This window comes from Thermobacillus xylanilyticus (genome assembly GCF_907165215.1).
GTDB classification, from domain to species: Bacteria; Bacillota; Bacilli; order Paenibacillales; family Paenibacillaceae; genus Thermobacillus; species Thermobacillus xylanilyticus.
Genome location: NZ_CAJRAY010000018.1, coordinates 123,288 through 144,137 on the forward strand (window position 1 = coordinate 123,288; position 20,850 = coordinate 144,137).

At 61.4% G+C, this 20,850-nt stretch carries 22 protein-coding genes; 6 read left to right on the forward strand and 16 right to left on the reverse strand.

The window, feature by feature from the left end; translation table 11 throughout:
* Window positions 1-51: 51 nt before the first annotated feature.
* From KJQ12_RS03885 to KJQ12_RS19735, 7 genes are all read right to left on the reverse strand, one after another.
* Entirely contained in the window at window positions 52-1,119 is a 1,068-nt protein-coding gene (locus KJQ12_RS03885; protein ID WP_213483566.1) for an NAD(P)/FAD-dependent oxidoreductase, read from the reverse strand.
* Between the two features lie 939 nt (window positions 1,120-2,058).
* On the reverse strand, window positions 2,059-2,286 hold the full coding sequence (locus KJQ12_RS03890) for a hypothetical protein (protein WP_213483567.1): 228 nt from the start codon (window positions 2,284-2,286) through the stop codon (window positions 2,059-2,061).
* A complete protein-coding gene (locus tag KJQ12_RS03895) occupies window positions 2,283-3,491 on the reverse strand; it encodes a Ger(x)C family spore germination protein (protein WP_213483568.1) in 1,209 nt (402 codons plus the stop codon). Before KJQ12_RS03895 ends, KJQ12_RS03890 begins: the two co-directional genes overlap by 4 nt.
* Window positions 3,488-4,591 (reverse strand): GerAB/ArcD/ProY family transporter, encoded by a 1,104-nt coding sequence (locus tag KJQ12_RS03900; protein ID WP_213483608.1) that lies wholly within the window; start codon window positions 4,589-4,591, stop codon window positions 3,488-3,490. The genes KJQ12_RS03895 and KJQ12_RS03900 overlap by 4 nt, the downstream gene beginning before the upstream one ends.
* Window positions 4,592-4,596: 5 nt before the next feature.
* Window positions 4,597-6,114 carry a spore germination protein gene (locus KJQ12_RS03905; RefSeq protein WP_213483609.1) on the reverse strand — a complete coding sequence of 506 codons (1,518 nt, stop codon included), beginning with the start codon at window positions 6,112-6,114 and terminating at the stop codon, window positions 4,597-4,599.
* A 414-nt stretch (window positions 6,115-6,528) separates the two neighbouring features.
* On the reverse strand, window positions 6,529-7,467 hold the full coding sequence (locus KJQ12_RS03910; protein WP_213483569.1) for a hypothetical protein: 939 nt from the start codon (window positions 7,465-7,467) through the stop codon (window positions 6,529-6,531).
* 71 nt (window positions 7,468-7,538) lie between these two features.
* Window positions 7,539-7,661, reverse strand: a complete 123-nt coding sequence (locus KJQ12_RS19735) for a hypothetical protein (protein ID WP_280529248.1) — start codon at window positions 7,659-7,661, stop codon at window positions 7,539-7,541.
* Between the two features lie 209 nt (window positions 7,662-7,870).
* Between KJQ12_RS19735 and KJQ12_RS03915 the strand changes: the two genes are divergently transcribed.
* Window positions 7,871-8,221 (forward strand): DUF2200 domain-containing protein, encoded by a 351-nt coding sequence (locus KJQ12_RS03915; protein ID WP_213483570.1) that lies wholly within the window; start codon window positions 7,871-7,873, stop codon window positions 8,219-8,221.
* Here the strand turns inward: KJQ12_RS03915 and KJQ12_RS03920 are convergent.
* The 4 genes from KJQ12_RS03920 to KJQ12_RS03935 form a co-directional block, all read right to left on the reverse strand.
* The gene (locus KJQ12_RS03920; protein ID WP_213483571.1) at window positions 8,218-8,592 is read right to left on the reverse strand and encodes a DoxX family protein; all 375 of its coding nucleotides are present in this window, start codon (window positions 8,590-8,592) and stop codon (window positions 8,218-8,220) included. The two genes, KJQ12_RS03915 and KJQ12_RS03920, sit on opposite strands and share 4 nt — an antisense overlap.
* A gap of 181 nt (window positions 8,593-8,773) precedes the next feature.
* On the reverse strand, window positions 8,774-9,190 hold the full coding sequence (locus KJQ12_RS03925; protein WP_213483610.1) for an HIT family protein: 417 nt from the start codon (window positions 9,188-9,190) through the stop codon (window positions 8,774-8,776).
* 26 nt (window positions 9,191-9,216) lie between these two features.
* A complete protein-coding gene (gene rpiA / locus KJQ12_RS03930; RefSeq protein WP_342344819.1) occupies window positions 9,217-9,909 on the reverse strand; it encodes a ribose-5-phosphate isomerase RpiA in 693 nt (230 codons plus the stop codon).
* Window positions 9,910-10,094: 185 nt separating this feature from the next.
* On the reverse strand, window positions 10,095-11,003 hold the full coding sequence (locus KJQ12_RS03935; protein ID WP_213483612.1) for a LysR family transcriptional regulator: 909 nt from the start codon (window positions 11,001-11,003) through the stop codon (window positions 10,095-10,097).
* A gap of 122 nt (window positions 11,004-11,125) precedes the next feature.
* On the opposite strand from KJQ12_RS03935, the gene zwf reads away from it, so the two are divergent.
* The 4 genes from zwf to KJQ12_RS03955 all read left to right on the forward strand — a co-directional run bounded on the left by zwf (window position 11,126) and on the right by KJQ12_RS03955 (window position 16,052).
* Entirely contained in the window at window positions 11,126-12,646 is a 1,521-nt protein-coding gene (gene zwf, locus KJQ12_RS03940) for a glucose-6-phosphate dehydrogenase (RefSeq protein ID WP_213483572.1), read from the forward strand.
* Window positions 12,624-14,618, forward strand: coding sequence for a transketolase (tkt, locus tag KJQ12_RS03945; protein ID WP_213483573.1), 1,995 nt, complete (start codon window positions 12,624-12,626; stop codon window positions 14,616-14,618). The genes zwf and tkt overlap by 23 nt, the downstream gene beginning before the upstream one ends.
* 88 nt (window positions 14,619-14,706) lie before the next feature.
* Window positions 14,707-15,372, forward strand: a complete 666-nt coding sequence (gene fsa / locus KJQ12_RS03950; protein ID WP_015253373.1) for a fructose-6-phosphate aldolase — start codon at window positions 14,707-14,709, stop codon at window positions 15,370-15,372.
* A 164-nt stretch (window positions 15,373-15,536) separates the two neighbouring features.
* Window positions 15,537-16,052, forward strand: coding sequence for a hypothetical protein (locus tag KJQ12_RS03955; protein WP_213483574.1), 516 nt, complete (start codon window positions 15,537-15,539; stop codon window positions 16,050-16,052).
* 58 nt (window positions 16,053-16,110) lie between these two features.
* On the opposite strand, the gene KJQ12_RS03960 is transcribed toward KJQ12_RS03955, so the two are convergent.
* Complete coding sequence (locus tag KJQ12_RS03960) at window positions 16,111-17,034, reverse strand: SDR family oxidoreductase (RefSeq protein WP_213483575.1); 924 nt, start codon at window positions 17,032-17,034, stop codon at window positions 16,111-16,113.
* Window positions 17,035-17,156: 122 nt separating this feature from the next.
* Here KJQ12_RS03960 and KJQ12_RS03965 point away from each other — a divergent pair, with 122 nt between their 5' ends.
* Window positions 17,157-18,140, forward strand: coding sequence for a helix-turn-helix transcriptional regulator (locus tag KJQ12_RS03965; RefSeq protein WP_213483576.1), 984 nt, complete (start codon window positions 17,157-17,159; stop codon window positions 18,138-18,140).
* A gap of 24 nt (window positions 18,141-18,164) precedes the next feature.
* Here the strand turns inward: KJQ12_RS03965 and KJQ12_RS03970 are convergent, their stop codons facing one another.
* The 4 genes from KJQ12_RS03970 to KJQ12_RS03985 are packed head-to-tail and all read right to left on the reverse strand — an operon-like array spanning window position 18,165 to window position 20,529.
* A complete protein-coding gene (locus KJQ12_RS03970) occupies window positions 18,165-18,893 on the reverse strand; it encodes a Dph6-related ATP pyrophosphatase (protein WP_213483577.1) in 729 nt (242 codons plus the stop codon).
* A complete protein-coding gene (locus tag KJQ12_RS03975; RefSeq protein ID WP_213483578.1) occupies window positions 18,865-19,818 on the reverse strand; it encodes a DUF817 domain-containing protein in 954 nt (317 codons plus the stop codon). Before KJQ12_RS03975 ends, KJQ12_RS03970 begins: the two co-directional genes overlap by 29 nt.
* Complete coding sequence (locus KJQ12_RS03980) at window positions 19,818-20,039, reverse strand: helix-turn-helix domain-containing protein (protein ID WP_213483579.1); 222 nt, start codon at window positions 20,037-20,039, stop codon at window positions 19,818-19,820. The genes KJQ12_RS03975 and KJQ12_RS03980 overlap by 1 nt, the downstream gene beginning before the upstream one ends.
* 10 nt (window positions 20,040-20,049) lie before the next feature.
* Complete coding sequence (locus tag KJQ12_RS03985) at window positions 20,050-20,529, reverse strand: DUF2975 domain-containing protein (RefSeq protein ID WP_015253367.1); 480 nt, start codon at window positions 20,527-20,529, stop codon at window positions 20,050-20,052.
* Between the last annotated feature and the right edge of the window lie 321 nt (window positions 20,530-20,850).

A 20,850-nucleotide genomic window follows, 5' to 3' on the forward strand; every position in this document is an offset into this window, starting at 1 on the left:
AAAAAGCCTGCCGACACGATCGCTTGCGACCCTGTCGGCAGGCTTGCGCTTTCATTTCTGTACGGCCAGTTCCGCGAACAGCCGTTTCTTGAATTCCCGGTTGCGCTCCTTGAACAGTTCGTTATGCGAGGACACCATGCCGTACCCCGGCGCATCGGGCGCAATGTACTGCTTCGCCTTGTTGACGGCGTTCGCGGCGTCCTGGAAGCAGCCGGCGATCAGGTGCAGCTTGCCCTCATGCGACAGAATATCCCCCGCCGCGAACAGCCCCGGAACGCTCGTCTCGCCCGACGGCGTGCCCGCCACGCAATATTCGTCCTTCATTTCGATGCGGACGTTGCTGTTGTCGATGATGTCCCGGTCCCGCTCGTAGCCGTGGCAGACGACCAGATCGTCGATCTGCAGCTCCGCGGTCGAATCGTCCTCGAGATCCCGGAGCACGGCCCGCTCGATGCGATCCTCGTCCGATGCCGGAATCAGGCGCACGATCTCGGTGTTCGGGAGGCAGACGACGCCGTTCTCCGACAGCTTCGTTACCGATGCTTCATGGCCCTTCAGCGTGTCCTTGCGGTACGTCAGATACACCTTCCGCGCGATCTCGCTCAGCTCGTTCGCCCAGTCGATCGCGGAGTTGCCGCCGCCGGCGATCAGCACCGTCTTGTCCCTGAACCGGCCGATCGACTTCACGGTGTAGTGCAGGTTCGACGCCTCGAACCGGTCCGCGCCTTCCAGGTTCAGCTTCATCGGCTTCAGGATGCCGCTGCCGATCGCGAGGATGACAGTTCGGGAGTAATGCAGGCTGCCCGACGCCGTTTTCAGGACGAAAATGCCCGCTTCATTCTTGTCGATTCCGGTGACCTTCTCGTTCAGCACGACCTCCGGGTTGAAAGCCGTTCCCTGCTGGACAAGATGCTCGATCAGTTTCTCGCCCGTCGTCGGTGGCAGACCGCCGACGTCCCAGATCACCTTCTCGGGATAGACGTTGATCTTCCCGCCCAGGAAAGGCTGGAATTCGATAATCTTGGTCTTCATCTCGCGCAGCCCGCTGTAGAAGGCGGCATACAGGCCGGCCGGACCGCCGCCGATGATCGTGACGTCGAACAGATCGCGTTCTTCCATGCTTCCGGTTCCTCTCCTTATGGAAACATGCCATGCCTCTCCCGGGCCATGGCGTGCCGCTATGTTTATTCTTTCGCGCCGTCCGGCAGGATGCGCTCGAAGAAGGCCAGCCGGCCGTTCAGCGAGATGGCGTCGCTGAAGTCGAATGACGGCTCATCGATATAGTAGACGTTAAGTAGACATTGCCGTTTGGTCGATATTGAGAATCATTATCAAATATAGATGACGCATCAAATATTAACATCACGCCGGCTGCATGTCAATAACCGGACTCACAGAACCGATTCCCGGTAATCACGCGGGCCTCGCCCCAATCTGGTGCAAAAGTGCACCGCGTGCAGCCGCTATGTCTTCTCCGGGCCAAATCTGGTGCAAATCTGCACCACATGCGGCTGCCACTGCCTTCTCCAGGCCAAATCTGGTGCATATCTGCACCATATCCGGCCGCCACGCCTTCTCCAGGCTAAATCTGGTGCATATCTGCACCACATGCGGCTGTCACTGCCTCCTCCAAGCCAAATCTGGTGCATATCTGCACCATATCCAGCCGCCACGCCTCCTCCGGGCCAAATCTGGTGCATATCTGCACCACATCCGGCCGCCACGCCTCCTCCAAGCCAAATCTGGTGCATATCTGCACCATATCCGGCCGCCACGCCTCCTCCAGGCCAAATTTGGTGCAAATCTGCACCACATGCGGCTGTCACTGCCTCCTCCAAGCCAAATCTGGTGCATATCTGCACCACATGCGGCTGTCACTGCCTTCTCCAAGCCAAATCTGGTGCAAATCTGCACCATATCCGGCCGCTACGCCTCCTCCAAGCCAAATCTGGTGCATATCTGCACCACATCCGGCCGCCACGCCTCCTCCGGGCCAAATCTGGTGCATATCTGCACCATATCCGGCCGCCACGCCTCCTCCGGACCAAACCAGATGACTCAGAGGCCGAGAGCGGCGGCCATCGAATGGAACATCGCCTCGACGAGATCGGTCGGGCCGGGCATGCGCGGAAAGCGCCACAGGAAGAAGGCGAGCAGCACGCTCAGACCCAGGAGCATGAGGAACGTCGCCCTCTCCTTCGCCTTCTCCTTGCCGACTCGCGGCCATTCCCGCAGGAAGATGACCGCGGCTGTGATGACCACGGCCGCCATGGTCAGCGTCTTCATCGGTTCCGCCTCTCATCCTTCGGCCGGGTGATCATCGAACCGCTCACGCCCGGTCTCAAAATTTTCGCATCGACTTCCACACGGACTTCGACCTCCGGAAATTTCTCGTCCCACCGGTCCTGCACCTTCCGCCATTCACGCGGATATCGGCGGTGAAAAATTTCTGCGAATCCCACGATATCCACCTTCATCTCCTGCTGCACCTGTTTCAGGGTCAGCTCAATGCGGCGGACAATCTCCCGCTCCAGCTCCGCCTCAAGCGCCCGCGTCACTTCCGGGTCCAGCAGATCGAGGCTTGTCGTGTTCTCCACGACATCGTCTTCCGTCGTGATCTCCACGGTCATGCTCCAGCGGTCGCCCTCGATCCGGGGAAGCCATTTCGTGCGGCTTCGCAGCAGATAGAACGAGATGAATCCGTCCGCTTCCTCCGGCGAAAGGGTCACCACCGAAAATTTGATTTCATCCCGCAGCCACATCAGCCCCCGCGTCTTCTGCTGGTTGAGCGTGCCGATCATCCGGTCATCCCGGAATACGGCCGTTCCGGCAATGTACGCGATCGTATGCTGCTGACCCTTCCCCACGGGCGGCGGCAGAGTGGTCAAATACGGCAGAGCGGCGTCGCCCGCGTCTCCGACCAGCATCTCCGCGAGATCTTTGAGCGTCACATGAAGGCTGACCTTGGATTCGGACAGCTCCCGGAGCACTTCCGCCTGATGGCGCTCCAGGGGCGGAATCAGCTCGAGCACTTTCTTCGCCTCGCCCTTGCAGACGAAGATGTCCGCGTGTTCGCGCGGCTGCGAGAAACGGAGGAAGAAGTCGACATATTCGCGGATGCCGGTTCGGGCGACCTTCTCGCCGATGATGAACACCTCGGCGTGCCCCCAGAAGATTCTTCGGGGAAACCGCTCCTGCAGCTTGGCCATCGCCTCCGCGATCGTCTTCCCCTTCGCCGAGCGCACCACCGACCGCTCATCGCCCGCCGCGCTGCCGGGCTGTCCCAGTTGGCTGCCTCCCCCTGCCCGGGGGACGAACACCTGGACCGTGAGCTCGACGGCGTTCTCCCCGGCACGGTCAATCCCCGCCGCGGTCACCAGAGCCAGGTCGTTCACTTCCGTCCTGTCCCAGCATCCGGCAAGGGACAGGCTCGTCAGGGCGAGGCAGGGCACCAGGAGCCATGCGCGGTACCGGGAGATTAAGCTGTTCATTTTGCCGTCGCCGGCGCTCCCTTTTTTCCCCGGATGAGAGCAACCGCGAGCAGCAGGAGCGGAATGCCGAGCTGGATGAGCAGAAGCTCGAACACGATGGACGTGCCGAGCGCGTGGACCAGCTGCTGCAGATTGGGCGCCGTCCAGATGCCGGAAATCAGAATGAGCAGGCCGACCGGCAGGACGATCGGCCGCCAGTCGGACAATCCGATTACACGGGCCGTGCACTGAACCAGCAGAAAGTAGAACACGACGATTTTGATGAAAGTGCCGAATACCCAGATCGCCATCACGATCGCCTCCAGATGTTCGAGAAAATCGGCGATTTCAATGTAGCGGGCCGCCGACATGACGGGGTAGACGAGCCTGCCGGCCAATTCGCCGAACAGCATCAGGACGGTGAGGTTGGTCAGGGACAGGATGACCGCGACGAACAGGAGAGTGATCACGCCCCACCGCAGCCCTTTGCTCCGGTCGGTCAGCGAAGGTAAAAGAAAAGCCGCGGCGATGATCTCGCTGAACCAGCTCTGCGGCACGATCGATCCCTTGAGGGACGGCAGGATGCCGAATTCCAGCATCGGAAGCAGCTTGTATGGATCCAGATTGCGGGACACCAGCAGAATGAGCGTCATGAACAGCACCACGACGACGGGCACCATGATCTGCGCGCATCTTCCGAGCACCTCGATGCCGCCCCGCACGGCGTATGCGGCGATGATCAGCATGCCGCCCATGATCACCTCGGTCGGCGTCTCCATCAGGAACGTGCCCGACACGAATTCCCCGTACTCCCGCAACAGGCTTCCGCTTCCGTGCCAATAGAAAAAGATAAAGAGCACGCCGATGATTTTGCCCGCCGTCTTCCCGACAAGGCGCTCGCTGTATTCGATCGGCGTGTCGTCCGGGAACCTCTTGTGAAGCGCCCATGCCGTGAGCAAAGTGGCGAATCCGGCCATCAGCGCCCAGAGCGGAGACAGCCACATGTCCCTTCCCGCATGCCGTTCCGTCATCGCGGGCACCAGCAGCAGGGCGGTCGCCACGATCGTCGGATGCAGCAGAAACGCCATCTGGACCGGTGTGATTTTTCCGTTGTACGGCATGATGCTCACCTCTGCTCGCCGCCCGTATCCGGACCGGGGCGCTGATTGTCGGACTGGCGGTGCGGATTGAGCTGTCCGACCGGCTGCGGGCGCGTATTCAGCATCCACCAGGGCGCGCGCACCAGCACGTCCTTCAGCATGCTGCCCCTCGCCGGACTCAGGGGGGTCAAATACGGAACGCCGAACGAGCGGATGGTGCACATATGCACGACGATCGCAATGATCCCGAGCATGATGCCGAGCAGACCGAGCGTCCCCGCCAGAAGAATGATCGGAAAGCGCAGCAGCCGAAACGCGAATCCGGCGTGGTAGCGCGGAATCGTGAACGATGCGATCCCGGTCAGCGAGACGACCATGACCATCGGGGCCGACACCAGACCGGCCGACACCGCCGCCTCCCCGATGACGAGGGCGCCGACGATGCTGACGGCGGTTCCGACCTGCTTCGGCAGCCGCACGCCGGCTTCCCGCAGCGCCTCGAACGTGATCTCCATCAAGAGCGCCTCGACCAGCGCCGGAAACGGCACTTCTTCCCGGGATATCGCCACGCTGAGCAGCAGGGTGGTCGGCAGCATCTCCTGGTGATACGTCAGGATCGCCACGTAAGCCGATGGCAGCAGCAAGGAGATCACGAAGAAGAAATAGCGCAGCCAGCGGATCGCCGTGCTGATCCAGAACCGCTGGTAATAGTCCTCCGCGGACTGCAGCACCGTGAAAAGGGAAGCCGGAACCACCAGCGCGAACGGCGTGCCGTCCACCAGCATCGCGACGCGTCCTTCCAGCAAGCCCGCAGCCGCGGTGTCAGGACGCTCCGTCGACATCACCTGCGGGAACGGCGACCAAGGATGGTCCTCGATCAACTCTTCGACATACCCGCTCTCGAGGATGCCGTCGATGTCGATCTTCTGCAAACGTCGCATCACTTCATCGACCAGCTTGGGATCGGCCAGTCCGTCGATGTAAGCGACGGCCACCCGCGTCATCGAATAGCGCCCGATCTCCATCGACCTCATCTTCAGACGCGGACTGCGGATTCGGCGCCGGATGAGTGCCATGTTGTCGCCCAGCGTTTCCAAGAAACCTTCGCGCGATCCGCGGATGGTCGGCTCCGCCTTGGGTTCCTCCAGATTCCGCTTCTCCCATTTGGGCAGGCTGAACGCCATGCCGCCGGTCTGGCCGTCGATCAGCAGGACCGGGTTGCCGATCGAGACCTCCTCGACGACCCCGGCGATGTCCGCCACGGGCTTCGTGCCGGATACCGGGATCTGCCGGTTCGCGAGCTGATCCGGCGGCCCGGACGGCGGCTGGTCCGTCTGCAGCATGAGCGGGGCGAGCACGCACCGGTCGATCTCCTCGACGTTGGTCAGCCCCTCGATATAGAGCAGCAGCGCGCTCGTCTGCCCTCCGACGGCGAAACGGCGAAACACGGCATCCGAGCAGTCGGCGTACACCGACCGGAGGATGTTCTCGTTCTCGCTCAAGGCGGCGGAAAGCGGCGTCCGCATCCGGGGATCCGACCGCATCTCGGAGGGCAGCGGCGTGCCGGAAGGCTGCGGCTTGCCGGGCGATTGTCCGGACAGTCGGCGAATCCAATTTCTCATGACGCGCTTTCAGCCCCTCTCCCCTTCGCTCGGGACGCGGTCTGCGGCCATCCCGGGTTCCGTCCGTCTTCAGTGGTAATATGTCCCGGCGCATGCAAAAGCATACTTTTCAGCGGGCGTTCCGGGGGCGGTACCGGCAAAAGAAAACCGCCTCCACCGTGGGGCTTCATACCCCTGCGATAAAAGCGGTTCGAACGTCTGTTGAAATTCAATAAAAGGCGCGTTTACTGACCACACGCAACATTCCTTCCTGACTGCAAGTGATTTTACTCTAATGCATTTTCGGCACGCAAATGCAGCCTTGCTCCCGGTCGGAGCAAGGCTGCGAATGAACGGTTACTCCACGTCAAACGGCTGAAGCGGATTGCCGCTCAGGATTTCCTCCACTTCCTCGTACCCGGTCGGGAACGCGAAGTTGTAGCGGGCCGGAAGCGCGAACACGTATTTGTTGTTGCGTCCGAGCTCGCTCGGGTTCATCGGCGCGGCGCCGATATGGAACCCGCCCTGCTCGAGGGCGTTCCATTGATCGTGCGTGAAGATCATGATCGGGATATCCTGCCTCGGGTCTTCAGCCGTCCATTCGGGATGACGGATGGACAGGAGCGGGCCCGACGCCTTCACGCTCGCATCTTCCGGGGACACGCCTTCCCACCGGTCCTCCACGATCGTATAGCCGGCCCAGCTGTCGGGCAGGGCGAAGCGGAATCCGTACTGCTTGTTCTCCAGGGCGGCGGATTCCGCCTGATCCCCGTCTTCATAGTCCCCCAATTCGGCGGCGTCAATGAGCCAGCGGCCTTCAATATTCCGCACTTCGAGCGTGACGGGGCGCTTGGCCGCCGCCTCGCCGTCGGCGCTCGTGGTTTCGATGATGCCGCCTTCCACCCGGTACGCATCATCCGCCGTTTGTTCCACCGACTTGATCTCGATCCGGTCCGGCCACGGGCTGGAAGTCAGCCGGCCGGGGGCGGATGCGGGATTATTCAGCCAGGCTTCAAGCAGCGCGGGCGATACGTAATCGGCGTAATGCTCCCGCATGCTCTCCCGCAGGACATCTTCCGGAGCCAGAAGCGAAACCATCTGCAGCTTCTTGCCGAATGCCTCGACCACACCTCTGACCGCCTCTTCCGCGGCTGCTTCGGATGCGGCCGGGTCGGATGCTTCCGTCTGCTGCTGTTGCACCCCTTGCGCGGCGGGAGTCTCCTTGGCTTGTACTGCCGCGCATCCGGTCAGTACAACGCCCAGAAGCAGCGTCGCCGCGAGTGATGATTTGCTCATGCTGTTCATCTCCTTGCAAAAAGGGTTTCGCTTCTTAGACGGAATTCGCGCGAGATTTGTTGTAGTCATATTTACCCGTTTTCACGCTTCATCTCGTAATAGTGCCCGTCCCACAGGAGCAGGAGCGTGTCCGCATCCTTCACGATCAGCATGCCGCCGGGGCCGGTCAGGCCGGCGACGGTCACGATGCGCACCGTCCTGCCTTCGAGCCCGAGGTCTTCCGGCCGCGTCCGGTAGTCGGTGAAAAATTGTTCCGCCGTCAGCTCTTCTTCCCGGTATTCCGGATTGGCGGCGATCTCATCTCCGAAATGCAGGGCCGGCCGCGCACGCCTGTATTGTCCCGCACGGATATGGTACGATCATGGCAGCGGGTGAAATCGACAAGCACGAAAGGACGGGGACCATGGCCAAACATCGCATCTACACCATGAGCGTCGCGAGCGTCTACCCCCACTATGTCGCGAAGGCGGAGAAAAAAGGCCGCACGAAAGCGGAAGTCGACGAGATCATCCGTTGGCTGACCGGGTACAGTCAGGAAGAGCTGGAAGCCCATCTGGAGAAGCGGACGGATTTTGAGACGTTTTTCGCGGAAGCGCCCCTGCTCAATCCCGCAAGAGCGCTGATCAAAGGCGTGGTCTGCGGCGTCCGCGTGGAGACGATTGAAGATCCGCTCATGCGGGAAATCCGCTATCTGGACAAGCTGATCGACGAATTGGCGAAGGGCAAAGCGATGGAGAAGATCTTGCGGACTTAATCCGGCTTCTTCGCGGCCGCGCGGCGGATCCGGATGCGCGCATACAGGATCAGGACATGCACGATGAGCCATTGGGCGGGCAGCAGCACTTCGAACGTGCGGCCCGCCATCGCTTCGGACGCCGCGGCGCCCGCCATCAGAACCGCCATCGCCGCGGCCGCACGGAGGGTGAAGCGCGGAATCGCCAGCCCGACGGCACCCGCCGTCTCCAGCAGCCCGACCGCAATCCTGAACCAATCCGGGTATCCGAGTTCGCGGAACATGTCGACCATCTGCGCGGTGCCGATCACCTTCTGAACGCCGTTCTGCAGGAAAAATAATGCCGTCAGCCACACCACAATCCAACCCGCCAGACGATACGCTTTTCTCATGTTGATCGCCTCCCCGGCAATTTAGTTAGAATTCTAATTAATATCCGAAAAAAATTTGAGCGCATTTATCGCGTGCTGCGGATTTAATTAGAATTCTAACCATTAGTATAGCGGGTCTTTTCCGGCTGTCAATCCGGTCAGACGGACACCGGGTCGTTCGTCTGCGCATGCCTGCCTTCCCTTATCCTTCGCGGATGGCCTTCACGATCTTCTCGCGGGTTTCACTGAGCCGACGGCCGGCGTCATGGGGACGGGCCGGTTCGCCCCAGGAGAACCCGTCTCCTTCGTACCTCGGGATGAGATGCATGTGGTAGTGGCCGAGATCGTTGAATTTTCCCCCGTTCTGACAAACGGTGATGCCGTCGGGGCGGAACAGCTTCTTGAGCACCGCGGAAAGTTTCATCGAGGCATCCATGACCGCATGGGCGGTTGCGGAATCCAGCTCCTCGACATCCACGGCATGCGCCTTGGGCAGAATCAGAAGATGTCCTTCGTTGAACGGATCAATGTCGAGCACGCAGGCAAGACGTTCGTTCTCGTACACGATCTGCACGCCGGGCTCCACGCCGTTTGCGATTCGGCAGCCGAGGCATTCCATGATGGGCACCGCCCTTTTCTCCCTGCTCACTCTCCGTCAGTTTTCTTCAACAGCCGGACGTCCCCGTCCTCGGCGAGAAGCACCTCATGGACAAGATCGATGAACAATCCGTGGTCGACAACTCCCGTCATCCGGTCAATCGTTTCAGCCAGCCCTTCGGGGTCGTCAATCCTGCCCAGATGAAGATCGACAATGTGGTTCCCGCCGTCTGTCACGAAGAGCGTCCCGTCTTTCTCCCTGATTTTCGCCGGATACCCGGCTTGTTCGAATTTTTTCAACGTGTGTTTGTGGGCGAAGGCTACAATTTCCACCGGCAGCGGGAATTTTCCCAATTGTTTCACCCGTTTGGTGGAATCCGCGATGATAACGACCTTTCTCGAAAGGGAGGCGACGATTTTCTCCCGCAGCAGCGCGCCTCCGCCGCCTTTGATGGCGTTAAAGTGCTCGTCGATCTCATCCGCCCCGTCGATTGTAAGATCGATGGCTTCGACCTGATTGACATCCAATATCCGGATTCCCAACGATGCGGCCAATTCATGGGTTTGCCTGGAGGTGGCGACACATGCAATGTCCAGGCCTGCTCTGACCCTTTCCGCCAGGCGCTGGATCATGTAATAAGCCGTCGACCCCGTGCCGAGACCTACGACCATGCCGTCCTCCACCAGCTCCGCCGCCCTTGCGCCGACCAACTGTTTCTCCATCAACTGTTTCTCGTGCATCCCGTTTAACCGCCCTCCGGCTCAGATTCTTGCTGCCAGCATACGGCAAAAATCCGGTTTATACAAGATGCAACAAGCAGCTGCAGCCCCGGGCACGGTGCCCGGAACTGCCGCCCGGGAACGGTCATGAAGTCATTTCTTGTAGTCAATGATTTGAATCGGGTCCGGGCAGCCATTCCTGTCTGTCAACGGGCATCCTCCTTGATATCGGAGCCTTTGCCGATGAGTTCGATGAAGGCGGAGGCCGCGCCGGACAGCGGCACGCTGCTCATCGTCAGGATGCCGACGCGGGCGGGCGGCAGCGGCACGTCGATGGGCACCTCGAACAGCACGCCCTCCTCCAGCTCCTTCGTCACAAATTCCTTCGCCACATAGGAAATGCCCAGCCCGCGCTTCGCCAACTCGATGAGCAGATCGACGCTCCCGACCTCGATCTCGGGTCTCAGCGGCAGGCCGCGGCTCTGGAACAGCTCCGTGATCGTCATGCGCGCCCGGCTGTTGCGGGAGAACAGGATGATCGGATACCGGAGCAGCTGCTCCAGGGACAGCACTTCGCCCTTCAGGTGCTCGTAGCGGGCGCCCGCCACGAAGCAGTCCTGCAGCTGGTACGTCTCCATGACCTGCAGCTGCGGATCGACAATCGGCATGCGCACGACGCCCAGATCGATGCGCCCCTCCTTCAGAAAGCCGATGATTTCCGGCGTCGTGCCGTGGTTCAGGTGCAGCTTGATGCCGGGATAGCGCTCGTGAAACTGCTCCAGGTACGGCAGAATGTAGTGCTTGAACAGCGAATCGCTGCCGCCGATGCGCAGCTCGCCGCTCTCAAGATTTCGAAGCGCCGCCATCTTCTCTTCGGCGAGCGAGATGAGCATCTGCGACTGTTCGATATAGGCGTACAGGACGGCGCCTTCCTGCGTCAGCTCCACTCCCCTGGCCGTGCGGGAAAAAAGGGTGACGCCGAACCGTTCCTCCAGCTGCTTGATCGCGTGGCTGACGCTCGGCTGCGTAAGGTACAGCTTCTTGGCCGCTTGCGTCAGACTGCCGGTCTTCGCCGCCCAGTAGAACACCTTGTACAGCTCGTAATTTATACCCATAGACATGATCTATATCTCTCCCCAAATCTATCAATTATTCGCATGACTTTGAAATGTATTATAGTGTTTATTAAAGCGAGAGGCCAGCATTTTCGCATGCGATGGCGGAAAGGAGAAGGAAGATGGAGCCGACCACTTTTGTTTTGTTCGGAGCGACCGGCGATTTGGCGAAACGCAAAATTTATCCGGCGCTTTACAATTTGTTCATCCGCGGCAAGCTGCCGGCGGCTTTCTCCGTCATCGGCCTCGGGAGAAGGGAATGGAGCGACGACACGCTCCGGGCCAACGTGGAGCAGTCGGTGCGGCAGTTCTCCCGCAACAAGCCGGAAGACGCCGCGACGCTCGGCCGCTTCCTGGAAGCGTTCCGGTACTGCATGCTCGACATCGGCCGAGAAGCGGACTACCTCAGGCTGCTCGACCTCGTGAAGGCGAGGGAGGAAGAACTCGGCATTCCGGAGAACCGCTTGTTCTACCTGTCGGTCGGGCCCGAGTTTTTCGGAACGATCGCCGACAACATCCGCTTGAGCGGACTCGGTTCCGGCCGCGGCTGGAAGCGGCTCGTCATCGAGAAGCCGTTCGGCCATGACCTCTGCTCCGCCCGGGAGCTGAACCGGAAGCTCAGCGAATCGTTCGCGGAGGACGAGATTTACCGCATCGACCATTACCTCGGCAAGCCGATCGTGCAGCGGCTGGAGACGCTGCAGCAGGAGAACCCGGTCATCCAGGCGCTGTGGACCAACCGTTACATCGCCAACGTGCAGATTACGGCGAACGAAACGGTCGGCGTCGAGGAACGGGCCGGCTATTACGACCGCGCCGGCGCCCTGCGCGACATGTTCCAGAACCATCTGCTGCAGCTGCTCATGATGGCGGCGATCCATCTGCCCCACGACAGCAGCTCCGAGACCGTGCGCTTCAAGAAGAAACGGGTGATGGAGTCTCTCGAACTGCTGCAGAAGGAAGACGTGGGCATCCACGTCGTGCGCGGCCAGTATGCGGCCGGCAGCATCGGCGGGAAGCCGGTTGTCGGCTACACGTCGGAACCGGGCATCGCGCCGGACTCGCGCACCGAGACGTTCATCGCCGCCCGCCTGCATATCGACAACAACAACTGGCGCGGCGTGCCGTTCTACATCCGCACGGGCAAGCGGCTGAAGGAGAAATCGACGCGCATCGTCGTCGAGTTCAAGGAGCCGGTGAAACACCGGCGGTCGCCGAACGGCGCCGAACCGAACCTGCTCGTCATCGAGATCGGGCCGAAAGAAAGCATTACGCTGCAGCTGAACACGAAGGAGTCCGGGCTGGACGGCAGCTTCAAGCCGATTCATATCGACCTGCATGCCGTCGGGGAGAACTCGCCCGAAGCCTACGAAAATCTGATCGGCGACGCGCTTGCCGGCGACCCGACCTTCTTCGCGCATTGGGACGAGGTCGAACTGTCCTGGCAATGGGTCCAGCCGATTCTGGACGCCTTCGGGGAGGATCTGGTGCCGCTTCATTCTTATGAGGCCGGCGGCTACGGACCTGCCGAGTCCGACGCGCTGCTCGCGCGGGACGGTTTCCACTGGTGGTTCGACGACAAATCCGATTTGAAATCCGATACGAACGAGGGGGAACGCTATGTCTGCCAAACAAACCATTGACCAACTTGCCATCAACACCATCCGCACGCTGTCCATCGATGCGATCAACGCCGCCAACTCCGGCCATCCCGGCCTGCCGATGGGCGCCGCGCCGATGGCGTACGCGCTCTGGAGCGAGCATATGAACCACAATCCGGCGAACAGCAAATGGTTCAACCGCGACCGCTTCGTCCTGTCGGCCGGCCACGGCTCGATGCTGCTGTACAGCCTGCTGCATCTGTTCGGCTACAACGTGACGCTCGACGACCTGAAGCAATTCCGCCAGCTCGGCAGCAAGACGCCCGGCCATCCCGAGTTCGGGCACACCGACGGCGTCGAAGCGACGACGGGTCCGCTCGGCCAGGGGATCGCGATGGCGGTCGGCATGGCGATGGCCGAAGCGCATCTGGCCGCGAAGTTCAACCGGGAAGGCTTCCCGGTCGTCGACCACTACACGTACGCGCTCGTCGGCGACGGCTGTCTGCAGGAGGGCATCTCCTACGAGGCGATGTCGATGGCCGGCCACATGAAGCTCGGCAAGCTGATCGTGCTGTACGACTCGAACGACATCTCGCTGGACGGCGAGCTCAAGCTCAGCTTCAGCGAGAACGTCCGGCTGCGGGCCGAATCCGCGAATTGGCAATACCTGCGTGTGGAGGACGGCAACGATCCGGCCGCGGTATCGGCTGCCATCGCGGAAGCGAAGGCGAATCTTGATCAGCCGACGATCATCGAGGTGCGCACGATCATCGGCTACGGCAGCAAGAACGCCGGCACGAACAAGGTGCACGGCGCCCCGATCGGCGAAGAGGACGCGAAGAACGCCAAGGCGGCATACGGCTGGACGTGGGAAGAACCGTTCACGGTGCCGGATGAAGTGCGGAAGCATTTTGCGGAGCTGAAGGCGAAGGGCGCCGCGAAGGAAGCAGAGTGGAACAAGCTCTTCGAAGCTTACAAGGCGCAGCATCCGGAACTCGGCCGGGAGCTGGAGCAGGCGATCGACGGCACGGTGAAGATCGACGCCGCCGACATCCTGACGTTCGATCCCGCGAAGGCAATCTCGACCCGCGTCGCGAGCGGCGAAGCGATCAACCACTACGTGAAGATCGTGCCGTCCATCTTCGGCGGCAGCGCCGACCTGTCGCACTCGACGATGACGGACATCAAGGGCGAGAGCAAGTTCGCCGTCGAATCGTACGCTGGCCGCAACGTCTACTTCGGCGTCCGCGAGCACGCGATGGGCGCGGCCGGGAACGGCATGGCGCTGCACGGCGGCATCCGCCCGTTCGTCAGCACGTTCTTCGTGTTCAGCGACTACCTGCGCCCGTCGATCCGCCTGGCCGCGCTGCAGAAGCTGCCGGTCGTGTACGTGTTCACCCACGACTCGATCGCCGTCGGCGAAGACGGGCCGACGCACGAGCCGATCGAGCAGCTCGCCGCGCTGCGCTCCATCCCCGGCGTGACGGTCATCCGCCCGTCCGACGCGAACGAGACGGCCAGCGCCTGGGCGTACGCGCTCGAGCAGCAGGACGGCCCGGTGGCGCTCGTGCTGAGCCGGCAAAACCTGCCGGTGCTCGAAGCGACGGCGCGCAACAAAGCTAAAGTCGCGCGGGGCGGCTATGTGCTCGCCGATGCGAACGGTCAGCCGGATGCCATCCTGATCGCAACCGGCTCGGAAGTGTCGCTGGCGCTCGGCGCCAAGGTGGAGCTCGAGAAAGAAGGCGTCAAGGTGCGCGTCGTGGCGATGCCGAGCCGCGAACTGTTCGACCGCCAGCCGGAAGACTACAAAAAGTCCGTCCTGCCGGACGGCGTGGCGAAGCGGCTCGTGATCGAAGCCGGCATTTCGCTCGGCTGGGACCGCTACGCGGGGCCGAGCGGCAAGGTGCTGTCGATCGAGACCTTCGGCGCTTCGGGCCCGGGCGGCGCGGTGCTGAAGCATTTCGGCTTCTCCGTCGACAACGTCGTCCGCCTCGTCCGCGAGATGCTGCAATAACGGCACCACGTGCCGTTAACGCCGGCGTGCGGCCGGCAAATGTTCAACCGTTTGTTCACTCCATTAAAAATCAAGGAGGTTGAGCAGCATGAAATTCTTCATCGACACGGCCAATCTGGCGGAAATCCAGAAGGTGTACAAAATGGGCATCCTGTCCGGCGTCACGACGAACCCGTCGCTCGTCGCGAAGGAAGGCGTCAAGTTCGAGGACCGCATCGAACAGATTTTGCAGGCCGTTCCCGAAGTCGAATCGGTCTCGGCCGAAGTGACGCCCGACGCCGTGACGGCGGAGCAGATGATCGCGCAGGCGCTCGAGCTGGCCAAGATCAACAACAACGACCCGAAGATCACGATCAAGCTGCCGATGACGCTCGACGGACTGGAAGCCTGCCGCTACCTTTCGAAGAAAGGCATCAAGACGAACGTCACGCTCATCTTCACGGTCAACCAGGCGCTGCTCGCCGCCCGCGCCGGCGCGACGTACGTGTCGCCGTTCCTCGGCCGGCTTGACGACATCTCGGAGGACGGCGTCCAGCTCGTGACGAAGGTTGCGGAACTGTTCCGCGTCCACAATCTGGATACGCAAATCATCGCCGCATCCGTCCGCCATCCGGATCATGTCACCCGCGTTGCGTTGGCCGGTGCGCACATTGCCACGATCCCGTTCAAGGTCATCGAGCAGATCGCGAAGCACCCGCTGACGGATCAGGGCATCGCAAAGTTCGCCGCCGACTGGCAGAATGCCGTGAAATAACGATAGTCCGACAGCAAAATAACGGTCGAACAGGAAACCCTCCTGTCCGGCCGTCTTTTTTTTTCGGCTCAAATCCGAACCCGACATGCTCTTTAGGCGTTAAATAGATATATGAATTGTCGCGATATGTCCTCAAGACCATTCGACCGGGGGTGCCGATTCCGATGAAGAGCATAAGCGAACCTGTTGAGCGGGCCATCGTGCTGTGCATCGCCATCGTGCTGGTCGTGATCGTGGATTTGATCAAGCCCTCGCCTGCTCCCGCGGACAACATCGACATTCAGGTGACCATCCTGAGCGCGGAGAAACGACAGGACGGCTCCATCGACGTGACGGCCGAAATTGCAAACAACGGTTACGCCACCCTGGCGGACAATCGCCTGTTCGTCGTGCCCGAGGCGTCCGAAGGCACGTATCACGAGAACAAGGACGGCAAAAACGAAGGCAGCGGAACGGCCGCAGCCGATGATCCGCCGAAGGATACGCCGGTGCGGGAACTGGAAGGCTCATTCGGGCAAATTCCCCCGGACACCTCCGTCAAAATCGCCTTCACCGTCCCGTCCGGAATCGCCCGCCAGGAGCCGTTGTACGTCCATTTCGAAAGCCTAAAACTGCGGTACGAGAATACGGAGGAGCCAAGAGCGATCAGGGTCTCCGTGCCGCTATCGGTTTCCGATTGATACGGTCGTTCCGGAAGCGACGCGAACTCCCGGGGAACATCCCCGGGAGCGTCAACCATCACCGGTACCGCTCCGCATCCGCGGGCTTGCCCGGCTGGATGACCTCGCGATAGTACTTCATGAAATTCGGCCGCGAGCCGTCGATATCCGTAAAGCCGTACACCTCGGCGAGCTCGCCGCTCGAGAGCGACCGGCCGTTCCAGCGGCGCACCTCCGGATCGCTCGCCAGCGCGGCGACCGCCCGGCCGGTGTAGCGCGGCGTCTCCGAGATGAGAAAATGCGGGTCCTGCTCGCCTCCTTTCCGCCAATCGTCTTCCGTTATGCCGAAATGCTCCAGCATGATCTCCGACCGCATCCACCCCGGCGTGAGCGACACCGCGGTGCACCCGTGCGGCTTCAGCTCCTGCGCGAGTGCCCACGCCACACGATTGAGGGAGATTTTCGCCAGATCGTAGAAGACGTTCAGCCGGTACTCGTCCCGGTTGAATTCCTCCGTCCCGTCCGTCACTTCCACGAGGAGCCCGCCCGGCTGCCGGATCAGCAGCGGCAGCGCGTAATGACTCGTGATGAGATGCGTCCGCACGCCGAGATCCAGAATGCGCAGCCCCTTCTCGAGCGAATGCTGCCAGATCGGCACATTCCATTCGGTGATGTACTCCGCACCCCAAATGTCGTTCACCAGAATGTCGAGCTTTCCCTGCTCGCGTTCGATGCGTTGCACGAGCGCTTCCACCTGTTCGGGCACGAGGTGGTCGACCTGGACGGCGATTCCCTGCCCGCCGGCCGCGGTCACGAGCTCGGCCGTCTCCTCGATCGTCTCCGGCCGATTGTATTCGGAGCGCTGCGCCCGCGTCGTCCGCCCCGTCACATACACGGTCGCCCCTGCCGCTCCGAGCTCGACGGCGATGCCGCGGCCGGCGCCGCGCGTGCCGCCCGCGACCAACGCGACCTTGCCGGCCAGTTTCCCTGCGAATGGATTCATCCAATTAACCTCCTCAAATCATTCAGAATGCCCGAAATCATGGTAGATGATTAATACGACATCTCATGTCATAATTAACGGGTAAAATGATGATTCGGAACGCGAAGGAGGGACCGGAGACGATGAGAGCGGACCGGCTGCTGCAAATCATGCTGCTGCTCCAGAACAACGGCAAAATGACGACCCGGGAGCTCGCGGAAGCGCTGGAAGTGTCCGACCGCACGATTCTGCGCGATATGGACGCCCTGAGCGCCGCCGGCATACCGGTCATTTCGGAACGCGGCAAGACCGGCGGCTGGAAGCTGATCGACCGGTTCCGCAGCTCGATCAGCGGGCTGACGCTGGACGAGCTGAAATCGCTGTTCATCCTGCCGTCCGGCGAGCTGCTCGAGCAGCTCGGCATCCGGCCGGGCGGGCCCGAAATCCGGCGCAAGCTCGCGGCCTCCATGCCGCTGGCGGTGAGAAACAGTGCACAGCAGTATCTCGAGAAGATTTACATTGACACCGGGACGTGGAAGCCTTCGGGCGGCGGGCATACGGAGACGCTCCGACAGGCGATGGCGGCGCTGTGGGAGGATCGCCAACTCCGCATCCGCTATCAGAAGGCGGGCGGCGAAACCACGGATCGCGTACTCTGCCCGCTCGGCCTTGTCGCCAAAGGCAGCGCATGGTACCTGGTTGCCATGCACGCGGACGATGAATACCGCTCGTACCGCGTCTCCCGGATTGTCCGCGCCGACATCCTGCCCGAGACGTTCGTCCGGCCGACGCACTTCGACCTTGCGGCCTGGTGGAAGGCGAGCAAGGAGCAGTTCGCCGCCGGGCTGCCCCGGCTCGAAGTGCGGGTGCTCGCCGACCCGTCCATCGTCGGACGGATGACGTTTACGGAGCGGTTTGTGGAGATCGGGGAGATCGGCGGGGCAGAGGAAGGCGGGCGGGTGACGGCGGTGCTTTTTTTCCAGACGGAAGAAGAGGCGGTGCGGTATGTGCTGGGCTTCGGCGGAAAGATGCGGATCATCAGCCCCGAATCGCTGATCCCGCTTGTCGTGCAGGAGGCGAAGGCGGCGATTGCACAGCATGCGGCCGTGCCGCCTTCCGGGCAATGAAAGGGGGGGCACCGGTACGTCTTGTCATCTTCCACGATCAGAATCCGGTACATCTTGCCCTCCCGCTTCGTCAAGCTCGATCGACAAAAAGGCGTATTCCCCGTCCCGGACGACTTCCCGCTTGCGAACGGGCACGGGATGCCTGAAGATCGGGCCGTCGATCACCAGGGTGTGAAATTCGCCGCTTTCCCCGCACGGGTCGATCCCGCGCGCCGCCAGTTCGTCCACCAATTCATGGGTGAACATCCGTCCGAGATCCGCTTCCCGCATGCCCATCGACAAATTGACAGTCACCAGGACGGCTTGGAACCCGAGGTCGATGAATTCCCTGACCGTCTCGACATGATCCCGCTCCCACAGCGGCATGCCGAGACCGATTCCGGCGAGCCTCGTCACCCGGTCATGCCAGCAGCCGTGCGCCGGCATGTCCAGATCCCCCGTGACGAGCACTTCCGCGCCCTGCCGTTTCGCTTGTTCCAGCAGGCCGATGAACACCTTCTCGTAGGCCTCCCAGCTGGCGGGCGCCGCATGGACAGGCAGGCCGACGGCTTCCGCCTGGGCGCGGATGACGGCCTCCGGGATGCCGTGGGAGCGGGAACGCCGCCCTTCTTCCTCCATGACGACGATGAGGCCGACCGGCTCACCGGTGTTCATGGCATGATACAGCGCCAGCGTGCTGTCTTTCCCGCCGCTGAACGAAGCCACGAATTTGCGCCCGCACGCGTTATATTTCCAATTCGGTGCCTCTGCCATATCCATTGCGCTCTCCATTCTCCCCTTGCATGGTTTGCATCGGTCCCTCGCCGCTCAACGTCTGCGCCGTCCGGGGCCGGCGGCCCTTCACCAGCTTCAGCGTCGCCACGATCAGGAAGCTGACGATGACGAGCAGAAACCACGAGCTCAATTTCCCCGTATGCACAAGGCGCCAGGCGCCGGCTTGATCGGGATACTGCCACGCTCCGAAGAAGGTGGCGATATTCTCGGCGACCCAGATGAAAAAGCCGATGAGCACAAACGACAGGGCGACCGGCATCCGATAGCGTGACCCGTTCACCTCGAACAGCACCCGCGACCGCCAGAACACGATGAACACCAGCCCGGTCAGCCACCAGCGGATATCCACCCAGTAATGATGGGTGAAAAAGTTCAGGTAGATCGCGGCCGCGAGCGGGACGACCAGGGGAAACGGCGGCCATTTCACCAGCTCCAGCCTGAGCCTTCGCCACGCCTGGCACATGTAGCTCGCCACGCTGGCGTACATGAACCCGCTGTAGAGCGGCACGCCGAATATCTTGAAGTATCCGGGTTCCGGATAAGACCAGGATCCCATATGGACCTTGAAGATTTCAAGCGCAAGGCCGATCAGGTGGAACAGGGCGATGACTTTCATTTCATCTTTCGTTTCGAGCCCGGAACGAAGCATCCACCATTGCATCAGCAGGCAGATGACGAGCAGCCAGTCGTACCGCGGCAAGAGCGGCAGCGGGATGTACCGGGTCAGCGCCAGCGAGGCGAAGATGACGACGGGAAACACGCACGACAGCGCCTGTTGGATGCCGAAATGCGTGAGCTGCGCCAGCAGCCGCGTAAGCGCCCGGCGGATGGCAACCTCACGCTTGTCGGTCGGGCGCTTGACAGCCCGGCGCATGGCAGCCGTGCGTTTCTCGGCCCCGCGCATCATGCCTCTCCCGCGTCGTCCCGCCGGTATTCCAGGATGTCCCCGGGTTGGCAGTCGAGCGCTTCACAGATCGCATCAAGGGTGGACAGGCGGATCGCCTTCGCCTTGCCGTTTTTCAGGATTGACAGGTTCGCCATCGTGATCCCGACCCGTTCGGACAGCTCGGTCACGCTCATTTTGCGCTTGGCCAGCATCACATCAAGGTTGACGATAATTGCCACGGGCCTCACCTCAGATCGTCAGGTCGTTTTCGGTCTTGATATCAATGGCGTGCCGCAGCAATTTCTGCAGGACGGCCGCGAAGACGGCGATCACCACGCTCGCGAAAGGCACGACGCAGCCGACGATGACGAGCCCCGGGGCATCATCCATTTGCGCGAACAGATAGAAGAGGGGCAGCGCCAGCACATGGCAGATGCAGATGGCAACGGCGCAGTATTTGATCTTCTTCAGCGCGTCCACGGACGATTCCGAGAAGGCGGTGTTCCGGTCGATGTACTGCAGCAGCCGGTATGCCTGGTACAACGCATAGTAGAACGGAATCGCGGACGCATAGAACACCAGGAAGACGAGATACCGGACGACGGGGTAATCCGGCAGCCCCTCCGCCGCGGTCTCCGCCATCTCCGGCACCGCAAAAATGCACAGCGCCAATATGGGGACCCCGAGCAGGAACACGACGATTTTCAGAAAGAGCGTCTCCAGTTTCACGTTCAGCACCTCTTTTGCGTGTTGGTTATAATATAACGCGACATTTATCGTTTTACAATAAATTTTTATTTTTTTAGGTGAAATTTTTGTTGTTATTTTGTTTGCGGGACAAGCAATCCGCAGGCTGCTCCCGTGAGGCCCGCACGCTGCTGCAGCGTGGAATGCACGCTACAGCCTCCCGCGCGGGGCTCCGCATGCTGCTGCAGCGTGAAATGCACGCTACAGCTTCCCACGCAAGGCTCCGCACGCTGCTGTAGCGTGGTATGCACGCTACAGCCTCCCGCGCGAGGCTTCGCACGGCGCTGTAGCGTGGGATGCACG

What these genes read in the sequence shown, in the direction of transcription:
- KJQ12_RS03935 (WP_213483612.1), bottom strand. Translation starts at nt 11,003, where the DNA reads ATGGGTATAAATTACGAGCTGTACAAGGTGTTCTACTGGGCGGCGAAG.
- KJQ12_RS03890 (WP_213483567.1), bottom strand. Translation starts at nt 2,286, where the DNA reads ATGAAGACGCTGACCATGGCGGCCGTGGTCATCACAGCCGCGGTCATC.
- KJQ12_RS03965 (WP_213483576.1), top strand. Translation starts at nt 17,157, where the DNA reads ATGAGAGCGGACCGGCTGCTGCAAATCATGCTGCTGCTCCAGAACAAC.
- KJQ12_RS03960 (WP_213483575.1), bottom strand. Translation starts at nt 17,034, where the DNA reads ATGAATCCATTCGCAGGGAAACTGGCCGGCAAGGTCGCGTTGGTCGCG.
- KJQ12_RS03970 (WP_213483577.1), bottom strand. Translation starts at nt 18,893, where the DNA reads ATGGCAGAGGCACCGAATTGGAAATATAACGCGTGCGGGCGCAAATTC.
- rpiA (WP_342344819.1), bottom strand. Translation starts at nt 9,909, where the DNA reads ATGCACGAGAAACAGTTGATGGAGAAACAGTTGGTCGGCGCAAGGGCG.
- KJQ12_RS03910 (WP_213483569.1), bottom strand. Translation starts at nt 7,467, where the DNA reads ATGAGCAAATCATCACTCGCGGCGACGCTGCTTCTGGGCGTTGTACTG.
- KJQ12_RS03900 (WP_213483608.1), bottom strand. Translation starts at nt 4,591, where the DNA reads ATGCCGTACAACGGAAAAATCACACCGGTCCAGATGGCGTTTCTGCTG.
- KJQ12_RS03920 (WP_213483571.1), bottom strand. Translation starts at nt 8,592, where the DNA reads ATGAGAAAAGCGTATCGTCTGGCGGGTTGGATTGTGGTGTGGCTGACG.
- zwf (WP_213483572.1), top strand. Translation starts at nt 11,126, where the DNA reads ATGGAGCCGACCACTTTTGTTTTGTTCGGAGCGACCGGCGATTTGGCG.
- tkt (WP_213483573.1), top strand. Translation starts at nt 12,624, where the DNA reads ATGTCTGCCAAACAAACCATTGACCAACTTGCCATCAACACCATCCGC.
- KJQ12_RS03975 (WP_213483578.1), bottom strand. Translation starts at nt 19,818, where the DNA reads ATGCGCGGGGCCGAGAAACGCACGGCTGCCATGCGCCGGGCTGTCAAG.
- KJQ12_RS03955 (WP_213483574.1), top strand. Translation starts at nt 15,537, where the DNA reads ATGAAGAGCATAAGCGAACCTGTTGAGCGGGCCATCGTGCTGTGCATC.
- KJQ12_RS03895 (WP_213483568.1), bottom strand. Translation starts at nt 3,491, where the DNA reads ATGAACAGCTTAATCTCCCGGTACCGCGCATGGCTCCTGGTGCCCTGC.
- KJQ12_RS03885 (WP_213483566.1), bottom strand. Translation starts at nt 1,119, where the DNA reads ATGGAAGAACGCGATCTGTTCGACGTCACGATCATCGGCGGCGGTCCG.
- fsa (WP_015253373.1), top strand. Translation starts at nt 14,707, where the DNA reads ATGAAATTCTTCATCGACACGGCCAATCTGGCGGAAATCCAGAAGGTG.
- KJQ12_RS03905 (WP_213483609.1), bottom strand. Translation starts at nt 6,114, where the DNA reads ATGCGGTCGGATCCCCGGATGCGGACGCCGCTTTCCGCCGCCTTGAGC.
- KJQ12_RS03915 (WP_213483570.1), top strand. Translation starts at nt 7,871, where the DNA reads ATGGCCAAACATCGCATCTACACCATGAGCGTCGCGAGCGTCTACCCC.
- KJQ12_RS03925 (WP_213483610.1), bottom strand. Translation starts at nt 9,190, where the DNA reads ATGGAATGCCTCGGCTGCCGAATCGCAAACGGCGTGGAGCCCGGCGTG.